At 65.8% G+C, this 16505-nt stretch carries 15 protein-coding genes and 1 riboswitch; of the genes, 10 read left to right on the plus strand and 5 right to left on the minus strand.

The genetic code is table 11. The annotated features are described in order from the left end of the window. Nucleotides 1–33: 33 nt before the first annotated feature. Both QOL57_RS18455 and QOL57_RS18460 read left to right on the plus strand, forming a co-directional pair. Entirely contained in the window at nt 34–2598 is a 2565-nt protein-coding gene (locus tag QOL57_RS18455) for a fimbria/pilus outer membrane usher protein (protein WP_089238707.1), read from the plus strand. Beyond that, nucleotides 2589–3623, plus strand: a complete 1035-nt coding sequence (locus QOL57_RS18460) for a fimbrial protein (protein ID WP_089238709.1) — start codon at nt 2589–2591, stop codon at nt 3621–3623. The genes QOL57_RS18455 and QOL57_RS18460 overlap by 10 nt, the downstream gene beginning before the upstream one ends. A 56-nt stretch (nt 3624–3679) precedes the next feature. Here the strand turns inward: QOL57_RS18460 and QOL57_RS18465 are convergent, their stop codons facing one another. Both QOL57_RS18465 and ettA read right to left on the minus strand, forming a co-directional pair. Further along, nucleotides 3680–4996, minus strand: coding sequence for an NCS2 family permease (locus QOL57_RS18465; RefSeq protein ID WP_089238711.1), 1317 nt, complete (start codon nt 4994–4996; stop codon nt 3680–3682). Between the two features lie 92 nt (nt 4997–5088). Then, nucleotides 5089–6753, minus strand: a complete 1665-nt coding sequence (gene ettA / locus QOL57_RS18470) for an energy-dependent translational throttle protein EttA (RefSeq protein ID WP_025876664.1) — start codon at nt 6751–6753, stop codon at nt 5089–5091. Between the two features lie 252 nt (nt 6754–7005). Here ettA and QOL57_RS18475 point away from each other — a divergent pair, with 252 nt between their 5' ends. From QOL57_RS18475 to ribD, 6 genes are all read left to right on the plus strand, one after another. Continuing rightward, nucleotides 7006–7482 carry an RcnB family protein gene (locus QOL57_RS18475; RefSeq protein WP_089238713.1) on the plus strand — a complete coding sequence of 159 codons (477 nt, stop codon included), beginning with the start codon at nt 7006–7008 and terminating at the stop codon, nt 7480–7482. A gap of 184 nt (nt 7483–7666) precedes the next feature. Further along, nucleotides 7667–8920: a serine hydroxymethyltransferase gene (gene glyA / locus QOL57_RS18480; RefSeq protein WP_089238715.1), complete on the plus strand. Its 1254-nt coding sequence runs from the start codon at nt 7667–7669 to the stop codon at nt 8918–8920. Between the two features lie 67 nt (nt 8921–8987). Further along, the gene (locus QOL57_RS18485) at nt 8988–9407 is read left to right on the plus strand and encodes a hypothetical protein (RefSeq protein ID WP_089238717.1); all 420 of its coding nucleotides are present in this window, start codon (nt 8988–8990) and stop codon (nt 9405–9407) included. Between the two features lie 30 nt (nt 9408–9437). Beyond that, nucleotides 9438–9881 (plus strand): hypothetical protein, encoded by a 444-nt coding sequence (locus QOL57_RS18490; RefSeq protein ID WP_089238719.1) that lies wholly within the window; start codon nt 9438–9440, stop codon nt 9879–9881. 94 nt (nt 9882–9975) lie between these two features. Then, nucleotides 9976–10497, plus strand: coding sequence for a transcriptional regulator NrdR (nrdR, locus tag QOL57_RS18495; protein ID WP_089238721.1), 522 nt, complete (start codon nt 9976–9978; stop codon nt 10495–10497). 341 nt (nt 10498–10838) lie between these two features. Then, complete coding sequence (ribD, locus tag QOL57_RS18500) at nt 10839–11924, plus strand: bifunctional diaminohydroxyphosphoribosylaminopyrimidine deaminase/5-amino-6-(5-phosphoribosylamino)uracil reductase RibD (protein WP_089238723.1); 1086 nt, start codon at nt 10839–10841, stop codon at nt 11922–11924. 63 nt (nt 11925–11987) lie between these two features. Here the strand turns inward: ribD and QOL57_RS18505 are convergent, their stop codons facing one another. The 3 genes from QOL57_RS18505 to QOL57_RS18515 all read right to left on the minus strand — a co-directional run bounded on the left by QOL57_RS18505 (nt 11988) and on the right by QOL57_RS18515 (nt 14264). Then, on the minus strand, nt 11988–12623 hold the full coding sequence (locus QOL57_RS18505; protein ID WP_089238725.1) for a hypothetical protein: 636 nt from the start codon (nt 12621–12623) through the stop codon (nt 11988–11990). Further along, a complete protein-coding gene (locus tag QOL57_RS18510) occupies nt 12610–13491 on the minus strand; it encodes a hypothetical protein (protein ID WP_089238727.1) in 882 nt (293 codons plus the stop codon). The genes QOL57_RS18505 and QOL57_RS18510 overlap by 14 nt, the downstream gene beginning before the upstream one ends. A gap of 149 nt (nt 13492–13640) precedes the next feature. Next, the gene (locus QOL57_RS18515; protein WP_089238729.1) at nt 13641–14264 is read right to left on the minus strand and encodes an outer membrane beta-barrel protein; all 624 of its coding nucleotides are present in this window, start codon (nt 14262–14264) and stop codon (nt 13641–13643) included. Nucleotides 14265–14555: 291 nt separating this feature from the next. Beyond that, a riboswitch (FMN riboswitch) is annotated at nt 14556–14702 on the plus strand. A 77-nt stretch (nt 14703–14779) separates the two neighbouring features. Between QOL57_RS18515 and QOL57_RS18520 the strand changes: the two genes are divergently transcribed. Further along, nucleotides 14780–15382, plus strand: a complete 603-nt coding sequence (locus tag QOL57_RS18520) for a riboflavin synthase (protein ID WP_089238731.1) — start codon at nt 14780–14782, stop codon at nt 15380–15382. Beyond that, nucleotides 15379–16479, plus strand: a complete 1101-nt coding sequence (gene ribB, locus QOL57_RS18525; protein WP_089238733.1) for a 3,4-dihydroxy-2-butanone-4-phosphate synthase — start codon at nt 15379–15381, stop codon at nt 16477–16479. The genes QOL57_RS18520 and ribB overlap by 4 nt, the downstream gene beginning before the upstream one ends. The last annotated feature ends 26 nt before the right edge of the window (nt 16480–16505 follow it).

A 16505-nucleotide genomic window follows, 5' to 3' on the forward strand; every position in this document is an offset into this window, starting at 1 on the left:
AGGAATGTCAGTGTGATCGGAAACAGATTGACATTGTCGATCCATCAGGCGCTTTGCCTGTTGGCTGCTGGCGTCGCCTGCCCAGGATGGGCACTGGCTGCACCGGCCAATCTCGGCGAACAAGCGCTGATGGCGCAGAGCGGTGCGGCAACGGCGCGTGCGCCGGAACAGGCGCAGTTCAATTCCAGCTTCCTGTCTGGCCAGGCCAAGCAGGTCGACCTTGCAGCCTTCTCCAATGGCAACCCGATGGTTGCCGGCAACTACCGCGTCGACGTCTACGTCAACGGCGCATGGCAGGGCCGCCGCGACCTGCAGTTCAAGGCCGATGCGCAGGGCCGTGTCGATGCCTGCCTGGATGTGGCGACGCTGGAAGAGCTGGGCGTGGACAGCGAAGCGGTCCTGCTCCAGCAGGATCCGTCCGCAGCGCTGGACAAGAGCACCTGCGTGCCGGTGCAGCAGCGCATGGCCAACGCCTACGGTACCTATGACAGCGGCAACCTGCGCTACGACCTCAGCATCCCGCAGGCGTTCATGCGCCGCGAAGCCCGAGGCTACGTCAATCCCGCGCTGTGGGACCGCGGCATCAATGCCGGTTTCGTTGGCTACAGCTTCAATGCGATCGACAGTGACAGCCGCACCGACGGTGGCAACCGCAACCGCAGCGCCTACCTGGGCCTCAACGCAGGCCTGAACCTGGGCGGCTGGCAGTTCCGCCACGATTCCAACCTGACCTGGAACGAAGGCGACGGCCGTCATTGGCAGAGCATCGCCACCTATGCGCAGCGCGGTATTCCGCAGGTGCGCGGCATGCTCACCCTGGGTGAGGCCTACACCAGCGGCGAGCTGTTCGATTCGATCGGCTACCGCGGTGCCAGCCTGGCCAGCGACGATCGCATGCTGCCCGATTCGCTGCGCGGTTACGCGCCGATCGTGCGTGGCATCGCCGAGACCAACGCGCGCGTCGAAGTCCGCCAGAACCAGCAGCTGATCTATTCGGCCTCGGTGTCGCCGGGCAACTTCGTGATCGACGACCTGTACCCGACCGGTTACGGCGGCGACCTGGAAGTGAGCGTGGTCGAGGCCGATGGCCGTCGCCGCGAGTTCAAGGTTCCGTTCGGTTCGGTGCCGCAGATGCTGCGCGCCGGTGTGTCGCGCTATGCGATTACTGCCGGCCAGGTCCGCAACAAGCAGCTGCGCGATGAGCCATGGCTGATGCAGGGCACCTATCAGCGCGGCATCGGCAACCAGCTGACCCTGTACGGTGGCAGCGCGTTGAGCGATGGCTACCTGTCGCTGTTGTACGGTATCGGTGTGTCCACGCCGCTGGGTGCCTTCGCCGCCGATGTCACCCATGCCCGTACCTCGTTCGATCATTACGGCAACAGCACCGGTGCCAGCGTGCGCCTGAGCTACAGCAACATGATCGGCGAGACCGGCACCAACCTGACCCTGGCCGCTTACCGCTACTCCACTGAAGGCTTCTACAGCCTGCAGGATGCGCTGTACGCACGCGACGCCGATGATCGTGGCATCGATCCGAGCACCCGCGGCCGCCAGCGCAGCCAGTTCCAGCTGACCCTGAACCAGCCGCTCGGCCGTCGCTGGGGCGCGCTGTACGTGACCGGCTCGGTGCGTGACTTCTACGATCGCCCCGGTACCGCCAAGCAGTACCAGGTGGGCTACAACAACGCCTGGCGCTCGGTGAACTTCGGCTTCTCCGCACTGCGTACCGAAGAAGGTGCGCTGGGTCGTTCCGACACCCAGTACCTGTTGTCGATGAGCGTGCCGCTGGGCCGCGGAACCCGCCCGGTCTCGCTCAGTGCCGATGTCGGTGTGCGCGAACGCGGTGGCTACGACAGCAGCCGTGTAGGCATCACCGGCGCCGCAGGCGTGGACAACAACTTCAGCTACGGCGTGGCCCTGTCCGATACCCGCGACGGTGGCACCACCGCCGTCGGCAATGCCGAGTACCGCAGCCGCTACACCGCTTTGAACGCGACCTACGGCCATTCGCGTGACTTCCGCCAGGCATCGTTCGGTGCCAACGGCAGCCTGGTCATGCATCCGGGTGGCGTCACCTTCACCCCGCAGCGCGGCGAAACCATGGTGCTGGTCGAGGCACCGGGTGCACGTGATGCCATGGTCAGCAACGCGCCGGGCCTGCGCATCGATGGTCGCGGTTATGCCGTGGTGCCCTACGTGTCGCCGTATCGCCTCAACACCGTGACCCTGGACCCGCAGGGCATGGCCCACGATGTCGAGCTGGAAAGCAGCAGCCAGTCGATCGCTCCGTTCGCCGGTGCCATCAGCTACCTGCGCTTCGATACCCGCAAGGGCAATGCGCTGCTGATCCAGGTGCGCAACGCCGACGGTCGCACGCTGCCGTTCGGCGCGCAGGTCAAGGACGAAACTGGCCAGCCGGTGGGCATGGTCAGCCAGGGCGGCCGCCTGTACGTGCGCAGCGAGAAGAGCCAAGGCAGCCTGCAGGTTGAATGGGGCTCCGGCGCCGACCAGCGCTGCACGGTTGATTACCAGGTACCGGCGGGCGCCGATGCGTCCAAGACCGGCTTCATCCCGCTGGAGGCAGCATGCCGATGATTATCTTCCGTCGCCGCAAGGCGCTGGCTACCGTGGCCGTGCTTGGCGGCGTGCTACTGGCCCAACAGGCCAGCGCCTCCTGTCGCATCCAGTCCAGCTGGTTTACCGCTCAGGACGTGACGATGGACATGGGTCAGATCGTGATCCTGCCCAGCACTGCCGTAGGCGGTGTGATCAAGGAAATCAGCGTAGCGATCAATCAGCAGAACAGCGTTGCCCGCTGTGACTGGTCAGGTGGTCGTTCCGTCGGCGAGTACGTCAATGCAGCGCAGCGTCGGCCGGTTGCCGGCTTCTCCAATGTCTATGAAACCGATGTCGCAGGCGTGGGTATCCGCCTGTTCCGCGACTCCGGTGCCATCCAGACCTACTACCCGCACTCCATCAATTTTGCCGGCAACGCCACCATCTCGCTGATCGGTGGTCAGTTCCGCATCCAGCTGATCAAGACGGCGGCACAGACCGGCTCAGGCACCATCGCACCGAACGGCCGCTTCACCACGTACTACTTCGACGGTGATGGTGCCGGGCGCCCGGTGCTGACGTCGACCTTCAAGGGCTCGGGCACCACCGTGGTCAGCCCGACCTGCGAAGTACAGGCCGGCAGCCGCAACATTCCGGTGGATTTCGGCAGCGTGCCCAACACCAGCTTCACCGGCGTCGGCTCCAAGGCCGTCAACCGTGATTTCGACATCCGCCTGAACTGCCAGGGCAGCAACCTTGCGCAGTTCCAGAGCAAGGTCGGTATCCGCCTGGATGCCGACCAGGATGGTTCCAACATGCCGGGCGTGCTCAAGCTCAGCGCCGCTGCCAACAGCGCTACGCGCATCGGCATCCAGATGGTGCAGCGCGATGGCAGCAGCGAGCGCGAAGTGCGTTTCGGCCAGACCATCAACGTCGGCACGACGACGGTCGGCAGCTCCACGTTGAGCCTGCCGCTGCGCGCCCGCTACGTGCAGACCCAGGCCGGTACGGTGGGTGCCGGTATTGCAAACGGGCAGGCAACCTTCACCATCCAGTACGAGTGAAGGCCACGCGGCATCGGGTAGTGCCGGCCGCTGGCCGGCAACTGCAGGATTCCGGCTTACTCCAGCGCGTAGCGCAGCACGAACAGCACCGCCACCAGCCACACTGCCGGATGCACCTCGCGCCAGCGGCCGGTGCCGGCCTTCAGCGCGGCATAGGCAATGAAGCCGAAGGCCAGGCCGTTGGCGATGGAATAGGTGAACGGCATCGCCAGCGCGCACAATGCCGCAGGCACCGACTCGGTCAGGTCGCTCCAGTCCACTTCCACCAGTTCACGCAGCATCAGCCCGGCCACGAACAGCAGCGCCGGCGCGGTGGCATAGCCGGGCACCATCGCCGCCAGTGGCGAGAACAGCAGCGCGGCCAGGAACAACGCGGCCACCACCAGCGCGGTCAAACCGGTACGGCCACCCACCTGCACGCCAGAGGCGCTTTCGGCGAAGGCGGTGGTGCTGCTGGTGCCCAGCAGCGAGCCGGCGACAATCGCCGTGCTGTCGGCCAGCAGCGCGCGGCCAAAACGCTTCTGCGCGCCCGGCAGTTTCAGCAGGCCGGCACGGCCGACCACGCCGTACAACGTGCCGGTGGCATCGAACACTTCCACCAGCACGAACACCAGCACCACCTGCAGCAGCACCGCAATCGGCGCACCGCCGTTGTGGTGCAGCAGGCCGGGCAGGTCCAGCTGCAGGAAGGTCGGTGCCAGGCTCGGCGGCAACGACACCAACCCGTGGTACTGCAGATCACCCAACGCCCAGCCGGCCGTGGTCACCGCCAGGATGCCGATCAGGATCGCGCCGCGCACACGCCGCGCTTCCAGGATCGCGATCAGCAGGAAGCCGCCCAGTGCCAGTAGCGGCGGTGCGGTATTGAGCGGGCCCAACGCGACCAGCGTGTCCTCGTTGCCGATGATCACGCCGGATTTCTGCAGCGCGATGATCGCCAGGAACAGGCCGATACCGGCCACGATCGCCGACCGCAATGACGCCGGAATGCCCGACACCAGCCACGCGCGCACGCCGGTCAGCGACAGCACCAGGAACACCAGGCCGGAAATGAACACCGCCGCCAGCGCCTGCTGCCAGGGCAGGCCGGCAGCACCGACCACGGTGAAGGCGAAGAACGCATTCAAGCCCATGCCCGGCGCCATACCTACCGGGAAGTTGGCCGCCAGTGCCATCACCACCGAGCCCAGCGCAGCGGCCAGGCAGGTGGCCACGAACACCGCACCTGCATCCATGCCGGTGGTGCCGAGAATCTCGGGATTGACGAAGACGATGTAGGACATCGTCAGGAAGGTGGTGACACCGGCCAGCAGTTCGGTGCGCACGGTGGTGCCGTGCTGCTGCAGCTGGAACAGGCGTTCGAACAGGGACATGGGGGTTCTCACGACAATAAGGTGTCACGACCAACGGTCGTGACCTACCCAAATGCAGAACGGCCGCGCAGAGCGCGGCCGTTCTTCCTTCCTTACTTCAGCGCCTTGAAGCGCAGGCGCTTCGGCGCGGCGTCGTCGCCCATGCGGCGGCGCTTGTCTTCTTCGTACTCGCGGTAGTTGCCCTGGAAGAACTCCACGTGCGAATCGCCTTCGAACGCCAAGATGTGGGTCGCGATGCGATCCAGGAACCAGCGGTCATGCGAAATGACGAAGGTGTTGCCCGGGAACTCCAGCAGCGCATCTTCCAGCGCACGCAGGGTTTCGATGTCCAGATCGTTGGACGGTTCATCGAGCAGCAGCACGTTGCCACCCTGCAGCAGGGTCTTGGCCATGTGCAGGCGGCCACGCTCACCACCGGACAGCGAACCGACCATCTTCTGCTGGTCCTGGCCCTTGAAGTTGAAGCGGCCGATGTAGGCGCGCGACTGGATCTCGATGCCGTTGATGTTGAGGATGTCCAGGCCGCCCGCGATTTCCTGGAACACGCTGTGGTTGCCTTCCAGCGCGTCACGGCTCTGGTCGACATAGGACAGCTGCACGGTCGGGCCGACCACGATCTCGCCGGTATCCGGCTTTTCCTGGCCGGTGATCATCTTGAACAGGGTCGACTTACCGGCACCGTTGGGGCCGATGATGCCGACGATGGCGCCCGAGGGCACCAGGAAGTTCAGGTTGTCGAACAGCAGGCGGTCGCCGAACTTCTTGGAGACGTTCTTGAATTCCATCACCGCCTGGCCCAGGCGCTCGCCCGGCGGGATGAAGATTTCATTGGTCTCGTTGCGCTTCTGGTAATCGACCGACTGCAGCTCTTCCAGGCGGGCCAGACGGGCCTTGCCCTTGGTGCGGCCGCCCTTGGCGTTCTGGCGCGACCACTCCAGTTCCTTCTGGATGGCCTTCTGGCGAGCCTTTTCCTGGTTGTCTTCCTGCTTCAGGCGCTCATCCTTCTGGGTCAGCCAGTCGGTGTAGTTGCCCTTCCACGGAATGCCGCGGCCACGGTCCAGTTCCAGGATCCACTCGGCGGCGTTGTCCAGGAAGTAGCGATCATGGGTGACCGCCACGACGGTGCCGGTGTAGCGCGCCAGGAATTGTTCCAGCCATTCCACCGACTCGGCGTCGAGGTGGTTGGTCGGTTCATCGAGCAGCAGCATGTCCGGCTTCTGCAGCAGCAGGCGGCACAGCGCCACGCGGCGCTTTTCACCACCGGACAGCTTGCCGACGATGGCATCCCACGGCGGCAGGCGCAGCGCGTCGGCGGCCACGTCCAGCTGGTTTTCCAAGGTGTGCGCATCGCCGGCAGCGAGGATCGCTTCCAGGCGTTCCTGTTCCTTGGCCAGCGCGTCGAAATCGGCGCCTTCTTCGGCATAGGCCGCGTAGACAGCGTCCAGCGCAGCCTGCGCCTGCAGCACTTCGCCAACGCCTTCTTCAACCGCTTCACGCACGGTCTTGGTCGGGTCCAGCTCCGGTTCCTGCGCCAGGTAGCCGACCTTGATGCCGGCCTGCGGACGGGCTTCGCCCTCGAAATCGGTGTCCACGCCGGCCATGATCTTCAGCACGGTGGACTTGCCGGCGCCATTCAGGCCCAGCAGGCCGATCTTCGCGCCCGGGAAGAAGGACAGCGAGATGTCCTTGATGATCTGCCGCTTGGGCGGGACCACCTTGGACACGCGGTTCATGGTGTAGATGTATTGCGAGGACATGAGGTCTCCGTAGGCGCGACCCTGCGCCCGGTCCGTCACGGGGAACTTCCCGTTGCGGCAGCGGGCACAGACTGAATGGAATACCCCCAATTATAGCCGGAACCGGTTCCGGCCCGCGCTGGCCGGAGCACCCGGGGCTGGCCGCGACCTGAATACCCGGTCACAGTCCCGCAGCGGGAAGCGTTTCCAGCCGGAAACCGTTCAGATCGCATGCGCAAGATGGGATCACCACCCACCCAGTAGAGGTCTCCCATGCAACTCCATCGACTCATGGCCGGCGCCGTGGCCTCTGTATTGGCGCTGGGTGCCATCGCCCCGGCCTTTGCCGACAACGATCACCGCCGCCATGACCGCGATCGTCGGGAGTGGCGCGAGGACCGCCGAGAATGGCGCCACGATCGCCGCGACTGGGAACGTGACCGCCGCGAGGCGCGCCGCGATTACCGTCACGACCGTCGCTACGACCATGGCTACTACCGCCCGGCACCGCCGCCGCCGCGCGTGGTCTACAGCCCGGGCTACCGGCCCGGCTATGGCTATGGCTGGCAGCGCGGCCACCGCTACCGCGATTACTACCGCGGCCCGATCTACGTGGTGAACGACTACCCGCGCTACCAGCTGCGCCGCCCGCCGTACGGCCATCACTGGATCCGCGATGACCGCGGCAACATGCTGCTGGTCGCCGTGGCCACCGGCATCATCGCCGACTACATCATCAACAACCGCTGATGCAGCGTCGGGGTCGGATCCCTTTCCGCAGGAAAGGGCTCTGACCCCACAACGCCATTCGAAACCATACGGGGCCGGATTCGTTCGTCGAATCCGGCCCCGGTCGTTTCGGCCCCAGCAGGCCGGGGCGGGGCTACAATCAAGGGCTGAGTCGTACCCCTTTCCCCGCCTGCTGGAGTACCCGATGTTCCCGCGTGACGTCCGCATCGAAACCTACGATCCCGAACTGGCCAAGGCCATCGCCGCTGAGACCCAGCGCCAGGAAGACCATGTCGAGCTGATCGCCAGCGAGAACTACACCAGCCCGGCGGTGATGGAAGCCCAGGGCAGCCAGCTGACCAACAAGTACGCCGAAGGCTACCCGGGCAAGCGCTACTACGGCGGCTGCGAATACGTGGACATCGCCGAGCAGCTGGCGATCGACCGCCTCAAGCAGCTGTTCGGCGCGGACTATGCCAACGTGCAGCCGCACAGCGGCTCGCAGGCCAACCAGGCCGTGTACTTCGCGCTGCTGCAGCCGGGTGACACCATCCTCGGCATGAGCCTGGCCCACGGCGGCCACCTCACCCACGGCGCGAAGGTGAACGCCTCGGGCAAGCTGTTCAACGCCGTGCAGTACGGCGTCAACGACCAGGGCCTGATCGATTACGACGAAGTCGAGCGCCTGGCCCTGGAGCACAAGCCGAAGATGGTCGTGGCCGGCTTCTCGGCCTACTCGCAGGTGATCGACTGGGCGCGCTTCCGTGCCATCGCCGACAAGGTCGGTGCCTACCTGTTCGTCGACATGGCGCACGTTGCCGGTCTGGTTGCTGCTGGCGTCTACCCGAGTCCGCTGGAACATGCCCACGTGGTCACCTCGACCACCCACAAGACCCTGCGCGGCCCGCGCGGCGGCATCATCGTCGCCAAGGGCGCCGACGAGGATCTGGTCAAGAAGCTGCAGTCGATCGTGTTCCCGGGCATCCAGGGCGGTCCGCTGATGCACGTCATCGCCGGCAAGGCCGTGGCCTTCAAGGAAGCGCTGGAGCCGGGCTTCAAGACCTACCAGCAGCAGGTGGTGAAGAACGCGCAGGCGATGGCCAACACCCTGATCGCGCGCGGCTACAAGATCGTCTCCGGCGGTACCGAGAATCACCTGATGCTGGTGGACATGATCGGCAAGGACGTGTCCGGCAAGGACGCGGAAGCCGCGCTGGGCAAGGCCCACATCACCGTCAACAAGAACTCGGTGCCGAACGACCCGCGTTCGCCGTTCGTGACCTCGGGCCTGCGCCTGGGCACCCCGGCGGTGACCACCCGTGGTTACGTGGAACAGGACTGCGTGGACCTGGCCAACTGGATCGCCGACGTGCTCGACGCGCCGGCCGATGAAGCCGTCATCGCCCGCGTGCGCGATGCCGTCAGCGCGCAGTGCCGCAAGTACCCGGTCTACGGTTGATCGGGCACTGGGGTCGGATCCCTTCCCTGCGGGAAGGGCTCTGACCCCGGGCACCGGAGTACCGCGCATGGATGAGCGCCGCCTCAAGTATCTCTATGCAGCGCTGGCTGTACTCTTCGGCCTGCCCAGCCTGGTGGGCGGCGGGGCCGCAGCGACGATGCTGCTGTTGATGGGGCTGGGCCAGTTTGGTCACGGCACCCTGGCATCGGTGACGCTGATGCCGCTGTGGGGCCTGTCCGGAATTGCCGGTTGCCTGGCCTGGCTGTGGCTCAGCGCGGGTTACCTGATGCAGGGACGTGCCGGTCTGCGCGTGCGGCCGGTCTGGTGGCGCATGCTGCTGGTCGGTGGTCTCGCCGCCATGCCGCCGCTTGGGCTGGCGCTGTGGTGGGGCATCGCGGTCCATGCCGAAGGCTTCAATCTGCTGCTGTTGGGGCCGTCGATGCTGGTGCCGGCGGGCATGCTGGTGTGGCTGCGACCGCGCGCGTGAAGCGAGCGACCTGCAAAGAGATTCGAACGCATGGATAAGCGCCTGCACAAACGCCTGTACATCGCCCAATGCCTGCTGCTGGGGTTGCCCGCGCTGGTGGCCGGTGGTGGCGTCGCCGGGTTCGGCATCTACACCTTTCTGGTCCGTCATGGACTGATGCGCGGCGACGAAGGTGCCGTGCTCTTCCTGTGGGCGAGTGCCGGCATTGCCGGGTTGCTGGCCTGGCTGTGGCTCAGCATCCGCTACCTGCGGCAGGGGCGCGATGGCCTGCGGCGCTCACCGGCGCTGCCATGGATCGGGCTGGTGCTCGGCGCCATCGCGGCACTGGCCGTGGTCGGCGTGGTGCTTTTCAGCTTGTTTGCCGGCAGCCCCTGGCAGGTGCTGGGGTATCTGGTGCTGGGCGTGCCGTTGCTGGTACCGGCTGCGCATCTGGTGTGGCTGCGTCGCGCTCCGGGCCTTGCCGGACAAGGCTGATCGCCGCCTGCATTTGCTGCAAAACCCCTTCTCAGGTACCGTTGCGACGCTGCCACGACCGTGGCAGCAGGTATTTCCCTGAGCCAGGCGTTCAATGCATTGCCCCTTCTGCCAGCATGCCGATACACGGGTCATCGATTCGCGCGTCTCCGAAGACGGCGCGACGATTCGTCGTCGGCGTGAGTGCGAGGCGTGCAGCGAACGCTTCAGTACTTTGGAAACCGTTGAACTGAAGCTGCCGGCCATCGTCAAGAGCGATGGCACCCGCGAAGCCTTCGATGCCCGCAAGGTCCGCGCCGGCTTTGACCGAGCGCTGCAGAAGCGCGCGGTGCCGGAAGAGAAGATCGAAGCGGCGGTACGCGCGGTGGTGCATCAGCTGCGTATCAGCGGCGAACGCGAAGTGCCCTCGATCAAGGTCGGCGAGTTCGTGATGAATGAACTGCGCAAGCTCGACCATGTCGGCTATGTGCGTTTCGCCTCGGTGTACCGCAGCTTCGAGGACGTGGCCGATTTCCGCGAGGAGATCGAGAAGCTCGAACGCGATTTGCCGTCGAGCACCGAACAGCTGCAGCTGCTGGGTGATGTGATCGCCCTGACCAAGAAGAAGAAGGGCTGACGCCCGTTGCCCTGGTGGGTGCCAACCTTGGTTGGCGCTTTGCCCTCCATCCACGCACGGCGTGGATCTACTGGGTTCTAGTGGGTGCCAACCTTGGTTGGCGCTGTGCCGCCATCCACGCATGGCGTGGATCTACTGGGTTCTAGTGGGTGCCAACCTTGGTTGGCGCTGTGCCGCCATCCACGCATGGCGTGGATCTACTGGGTTCTGGTGGGTGCCAACCTTGGTTGGCGCTTTGCCCTCCATCCACGCACGGCGTGGATCTACTGAGCTGCGGTGTGGTGCTTTGCCCTCCATCCACGCATGGCGTGGATCTGCATCAACGGCGCTACCATGGCGGCATGAGCACATCGTTCACCGTCCTTGACCACCTGCACATGGCCAGCGCGTTGCGGCTCGCCGAGCGTGCCGCCTATACCACCCGCCCCAACCCGATGGTCGGCTGCGTGATCGCCCATGGCGAGCGCGTGGTCGGGCAGGGTTGGCACCAGCGTGCCGGCGGCCCGCATGCCGAAGTGTTCGCCCTGCGCGAGGCCGGCGCCGAAGCGCGTGGTGCCACCGCCTACGTCACCCTCGAGCCGTGCGCGCATTACGGACGCACACCGCCGTGCGCACTGGCACTGATCGACGCCGGCGTGTCGCGCGTAGTTGCCGCGATGCGCGACCCGTTCCCGAAGGTCGATGGCGGTGGTTTCGATCTGCTGCGCGAAGCCGGCATCGAGGTCGCCGAGGGTTTGATGGCCGCGCAGGCGCGCGAACTCAACAAGGGCTTCCTGTCGCGCGTGGAGCGCGGTCGTCCGTGGCTGCGGGTGAAGCTGGCGGCCAGCCTGGATGGCCGTACCGCGATGGCCGACGGCAGCTCGAAGTGGATCACCGGCCCCGCCGCGCGCGAGGACGTGCAGCACTGGCGCGCTCGTGCCGGCGCGATCCTCACCGGTGCCGACACGGTGATCGCCGACGACCCGATGCTGACCGTACGCCTGTCTGACACCGAGGTGATGCCACCGCTGCGCGTGGTGCTGGATTCGCGCCTGCGCTCGCTGGAATGCAGCCGCGTGCGCGAAGGTGGAGCGCCGACGCTGTACCTGCACGATGCGATGGTCAGCCCGCCCGACGCAGCTGACGCGGCATTCGCCAGCGTCGCTGTCCGCCACGGTCGCCTTGATCTGGGCGCGGTGCTGGCACTGCTGGCCGAACGCGGCATCAACGAAGTGCATACCGAAGCCGGGGCGACGCTGGCCGGTGCGCTGCTGCGCGGTGGTTGGGTAGATGAGCTGCTGCTGTACCAGGCGCCGACGCTGCTGGGTGACAGCGGTCGCCCGCTGCTGGCCGGCCTTGGAATCGATGCGATGGACCAGCAGCGACGGCTGCGCGTGGTCGACCAGCGGCAGGTGGGCGAGGACCTGCGTCTGCTGCTGCGCCCCTGAAAAAGGGACGGAGGGGATCAAGTCGTTTATGCCACAAACGACTTGATCCCCTCCGTCCCTTTTTCAATTCGGCAGGTGCTCGTTCCACTCGAAGAACGGCAGGAACGCATCCGCCAGTCCGCTCATCAGCGGTGTTGGGTTCTGTACGTGCCAGGGGCCACCATCATGGTCGCGCTTGAACGACACCGTGATGATCCTTTCCCGGTCCGGTGCCACGGCCATCATCTGCGTATATGCCGTCGCCAGTTCCCTCGCCATCTGCGGTGGGTGTGGCCCGTTGAACGGCACGCTATGCTGCCGATATACGGGCAGCAGTGCCGACAGGTCGGGCAGGTAGCAGCGATAGTCGACGTAGGCGCTGTCGGCCTGCGCATGGCGCACGCTATCGATAGTGCAATGCACCGAGGTCTGCCGCTTGCGCAGCGCCGCAGCGGCCTTTGGCCAATCAGCCAGTTCGGGCGCCTCGTCCAGATGACTTGCACCCGCCAGCGCCGCCGCGAGGGCGGGGCCGTTGTCGGTATCGAGATAGCCGGCCAGCGTTGCCTGTGCCGCTGCATCGCCGTGCACGATCACCTGCGCGTACAGATCGAATGCCTGCACTGGCGTCAGTTCTGCTGCCGACGCCACTGCAGTGACAGGGGCCAGCAGCAGCGCTGCCAACCCCAATCGTTTCAGCGCGGTGACCTCACGCGCACTCATCAGTCCACATCATCTCGGCCATCGGACGCAGTGCCTTGCACTCCTGCGTCATCTCCTCGGCCGACATCACCTGCGTCTTGGCCTTCAGCTCTTCGGCCATCGCATCAACCCCGCTGATCTGGTCCGGCGCGATCTTCGCCACGCAGCTGCGGTGCTGTTGCAGCAGCAGGTCGCAGGCCGGTACGCCGGTCACCTTCGGTGCCTTGGCCGCTTCAACGTCCTGGATCCACTCTTCGAACGGCGCCAGTGCACCCAGCACTGGGCCCACCAGATCGTCGAAGTTGCTGCTGTACCAGTAGCCCTTGTCCTTGGCGGTGTACAGGGTGAGGGTGCCGGTCACTGCCTTGCGCGGGCCACTCTGCAGGGCCTTGGTATAGGCCTCGGTGAAGCGCGTGCGGGTAGCCTGCACATCACTGGTCAAGCTGGCGGTGAACAACGGATGCACGCTGGCCAGGTCGGCCAGCTGGCAGCTGAAATCGACCTTGGCGATCTTCTGGTCGTCCACGTACTCGTTGTCTTCCACCGTGCTGCGCGTGGCACGGCACTGCGAGGTGTTCAGCGCCTTGGCATACATCGCTTCCGCCGCTGCAGGATCACCTTTCACGCCGGCCACGGCCAACACCGTCTGCCACGGTTCGGCCAGGGCCTGGGCCATCATGCCCGGCATCGGCGTTACCGAGTCCTGGCCGTCGAAGGCGGGCTTCAGCGCGTCGTTGAGCGTGCGCGTGGCAGCGGCATCGTCTTCCAGCAATGCGCGTGCGTAGAGGTCGAAGGTCTGCTCCGGCGTCAGCTGCGCCGGTGCAGCGACGGCGAACAACGGGGCGCACAGCAGTGCGGTGGCCAGCAGGCCGCGGATCGGGGTCTTCATGACGGTGTTCCTGTTCCAGAGGGCGGCAAGCCTAGCGTAGTTGCCATGGTATTCGATGGCGTGCGACAGCCAAGCGTGTTGCGCGCGGTGGCCAACAAAAAACGGGCCCCTTGCGGGACCCGTTCGATCACCCGACGAGGATCGGGCAATCAGAAGCTGGCGCGCACGCCGGCCGAGTACTGGGTGACGTCGCGGTAGCCGGAGATCTCACCGACCAGACCCCAGGTACGGGTGAAGTTGATCTGGCCACCGAGGGTGCCGACCCAGGTGCCCTTGAACTCGTTGCCGCCGTCCATGTAACCGGCCTTGATCCAGGCTTCGGTCATGCGCGAAGGCTTGCCACGCAGGCCCATGGTGGCACGCACCAGGTTGGTGTGGTCCTTGCTGCTGAAGCGGCCGTAGTCCACATCCTTGACGGTGAGTTCGGCCTGCTGGCGGACCCAGGCGATGTCAGCGGTGTAGTCGACGCGGTCGCTGAAGGGCATGTGGTAACCGATGCCCAGCTCCGGCTGGTTCAACTTCAGCTTCATCGAGCCGTAGGTGTAGTCGTAGCTCTTGCTGGCGTAGTTCCAGCCGCCGAACACATGCACCTGCTCGGCCAGCGCGATCGAACCGCGCACATAGCCACCATCGACCTTCGGATCGTTGAATGCTTCGTCGTCGGTCTTGACCTGGGTCCAGCCGCCTTCGACATAGGTGTAGCTCAGGGCGTCGGCCGAGGCCGAGAACGGGGCGGCGGCCAGCAGGGCGGCCACGATCAGGATCTTGCGCATAGGAATTCCTGTGAATTTCAGTCCATTGGCGGTCCACCTGTGCGGCAGTCCGTGGCGACCTCATGTCGTCCGAGCGCCGATTTTAATGAAAGTTTTACGAAATGCGAGCGACGGCCGTCACAGCTGGGGTGCGGCGGGGTCGGATCCATTTCCCCACGGGAAACGGCTCTGACCCCAGTAGTAGGACAGGCGGGGTCAGAGCCCTTTCCTGCAGAAAGGGATCCGACCCCGGGGCATCCGACCCCGTTCAGCCCGGGCTGTTACACTGGGCGGGCCGGTTCGCCGGTACACAAACGTCTTCAGGGCGGGGTGCAATTCCCCACCGGCGGTAGGTGCGCAAGCACGAGCCCGCGAGCGCCCCGGCCTTACCGTCGGGGGTCAGCAGATCCGGTCCAATGCCGGAGCCGACGGTCATAGTCCGGATGAAAGAAGACGGTGCCACAGGGCCTATGCGGCCCTGCGCCCGCCTGTTTGCCTTGCGGCGTTTTTCGCTCACTTTTCGCGGAGAACGTTACTTGTTTACTGGAATCATCGAAGGCGTCGGCCGTCTGGCCGCTCGCGAATCCATCGGCGGCGATGTCCGCTTCACCTTCAATGTCGGCAACCTGCCGTTCGACAACGTGCAGATGGGCGAGAGCATCGCCATCAACGGTGTCTGCCTCACGGTCATCGCGTTCGACGCCAGCAGCTTCCAGGCCGATGCGTCCACCGAGACCCTGGGCCTGACCACGCTGGGCCAGCTGGCCGACGGTGCTGTGATCAACCTCGAACGTGCCATGCGCCCGACCGACCGCCTTGGCGGCCATCTGGTCAGCGGCCACGTCGACGGCCTCGGCCAGGTGCTGTCCATCCATGAAGACGCACGTGCCCAGCGCTGGCGCTTCGCCGCGCCGGCCGCGCTGCGCCGCTACATCGCCAAGAAGGGCTCGATCTGCGTGGACGGCGTCAGCCTCACCGTCAACGAAGTGGACGGCGAAGGCTTTGAAGTGGCGCTGATCCCGCACACCGTGGCCAATACCGCGTTCTCCGCCACCGGCGTGGGCAGCGCGATCAATCTTGAAATCGATCTGGTCGCCCGTTACGTCGAACGCCTGTTGGGCGAAGGAGCACGCGCATGAATTTCGCCCCGATTCCGGAAATCCTGGAAGACATCCGCCTCGGCCGCATGGTCGTCATCGTCGATGACGAAGACCGCGAGAACGAAGGCGACCTGATCATGGCCGCCGAGCTGGTCAAGGCCAGCGACATCAATTTCATGGTCACCCACGGCCGTGGCCTGGTGTGCCTGCCGCTGACCCGCACCCGCGCCGCCGACCTCGGCCTGGCGCCGATGGTGCAGGCCAATACCGCGCAGTTCCAGACCAACTTCACCGTCAGCATCGAAGCGGCCGAGGGCGTGACCACCGGCATTTCCGCCCACGACCGCGCGCACACCATCCGCACCGCGGTGAAGCCCAACGCCAAGCCGGCCGACCTGCACCAGCCGGGCCACATCTTCCCGCTGATCGCCCAGCCCGGTGGCGTGTTGACCCGCGCCGGGCATACCGAAGCCGGCGTGGACCTGGCCATGCTGGCCGGGCTGGAACCGGCCGGCGTGCTGGTGGAGATTCTCAACCCCGACGGCAGCATGGCGCGTCGCCCGGAGCTGGAGGTGTTCGCCCGCGAGCACGGCCTGAAGATGGGCTCGATTGCCGATCTGATCGCCTACCGCCTGGCCACCGAAAAGACCGTCGAGCGCGTCGATGAGCGCGAGATCGAGACCGAATTCGGTCCGTTCAAGCTGGTCACCTACCGCGACCGCATCGCCCACGACCTGCATTTCGCCCTGGTCCGTGGCACCCCGGATGCCGACACCCCGACCCTGGTGCGCGTGCAGGTGGAAAATCCGCTGGCCGACCTGCTGCACTGGCGGCGTGATGACTTCGGCGTGGCGGCGACCGATGCGCTGCGTGCCATCGATGCCGAAGGCAGTGGCGTGATGGTGGTGCTGCAGGCGCCGCGCGACGGCGAAGGCCTGCTGGCCCGCCTGCGCCAGCAGCCGGCGCCGGTGGTGCCGGGCAAGGACAAGGACGTGAGCCAGTGGCGCCGCAACGGTGCCGGTGCGCAGATCCTGTCCGACCTGGGCCTGGGCAAGCTGCGCGTGCTGGGTACCCCGCGCCGCCAGATCGGCCTGGCCGGGTACGGCCTGGAAGTGGTGGAGACGGTCACCCCGTAACGCGCCCGCTGCGCTCGCCGGGCATG

It is taken from the genome of Stenotrophomonas sp. yr243 (assembly GCF_900184195.1).
In the GTDB taxonomy this organism is placed as follows: Bacteria; Pseudomonadota; Gammaproteobacteria; order Xanthomonadales; family Xanthomonadaceae; genus Stenotrophomonas; species Stenotrophomonas lactitubi.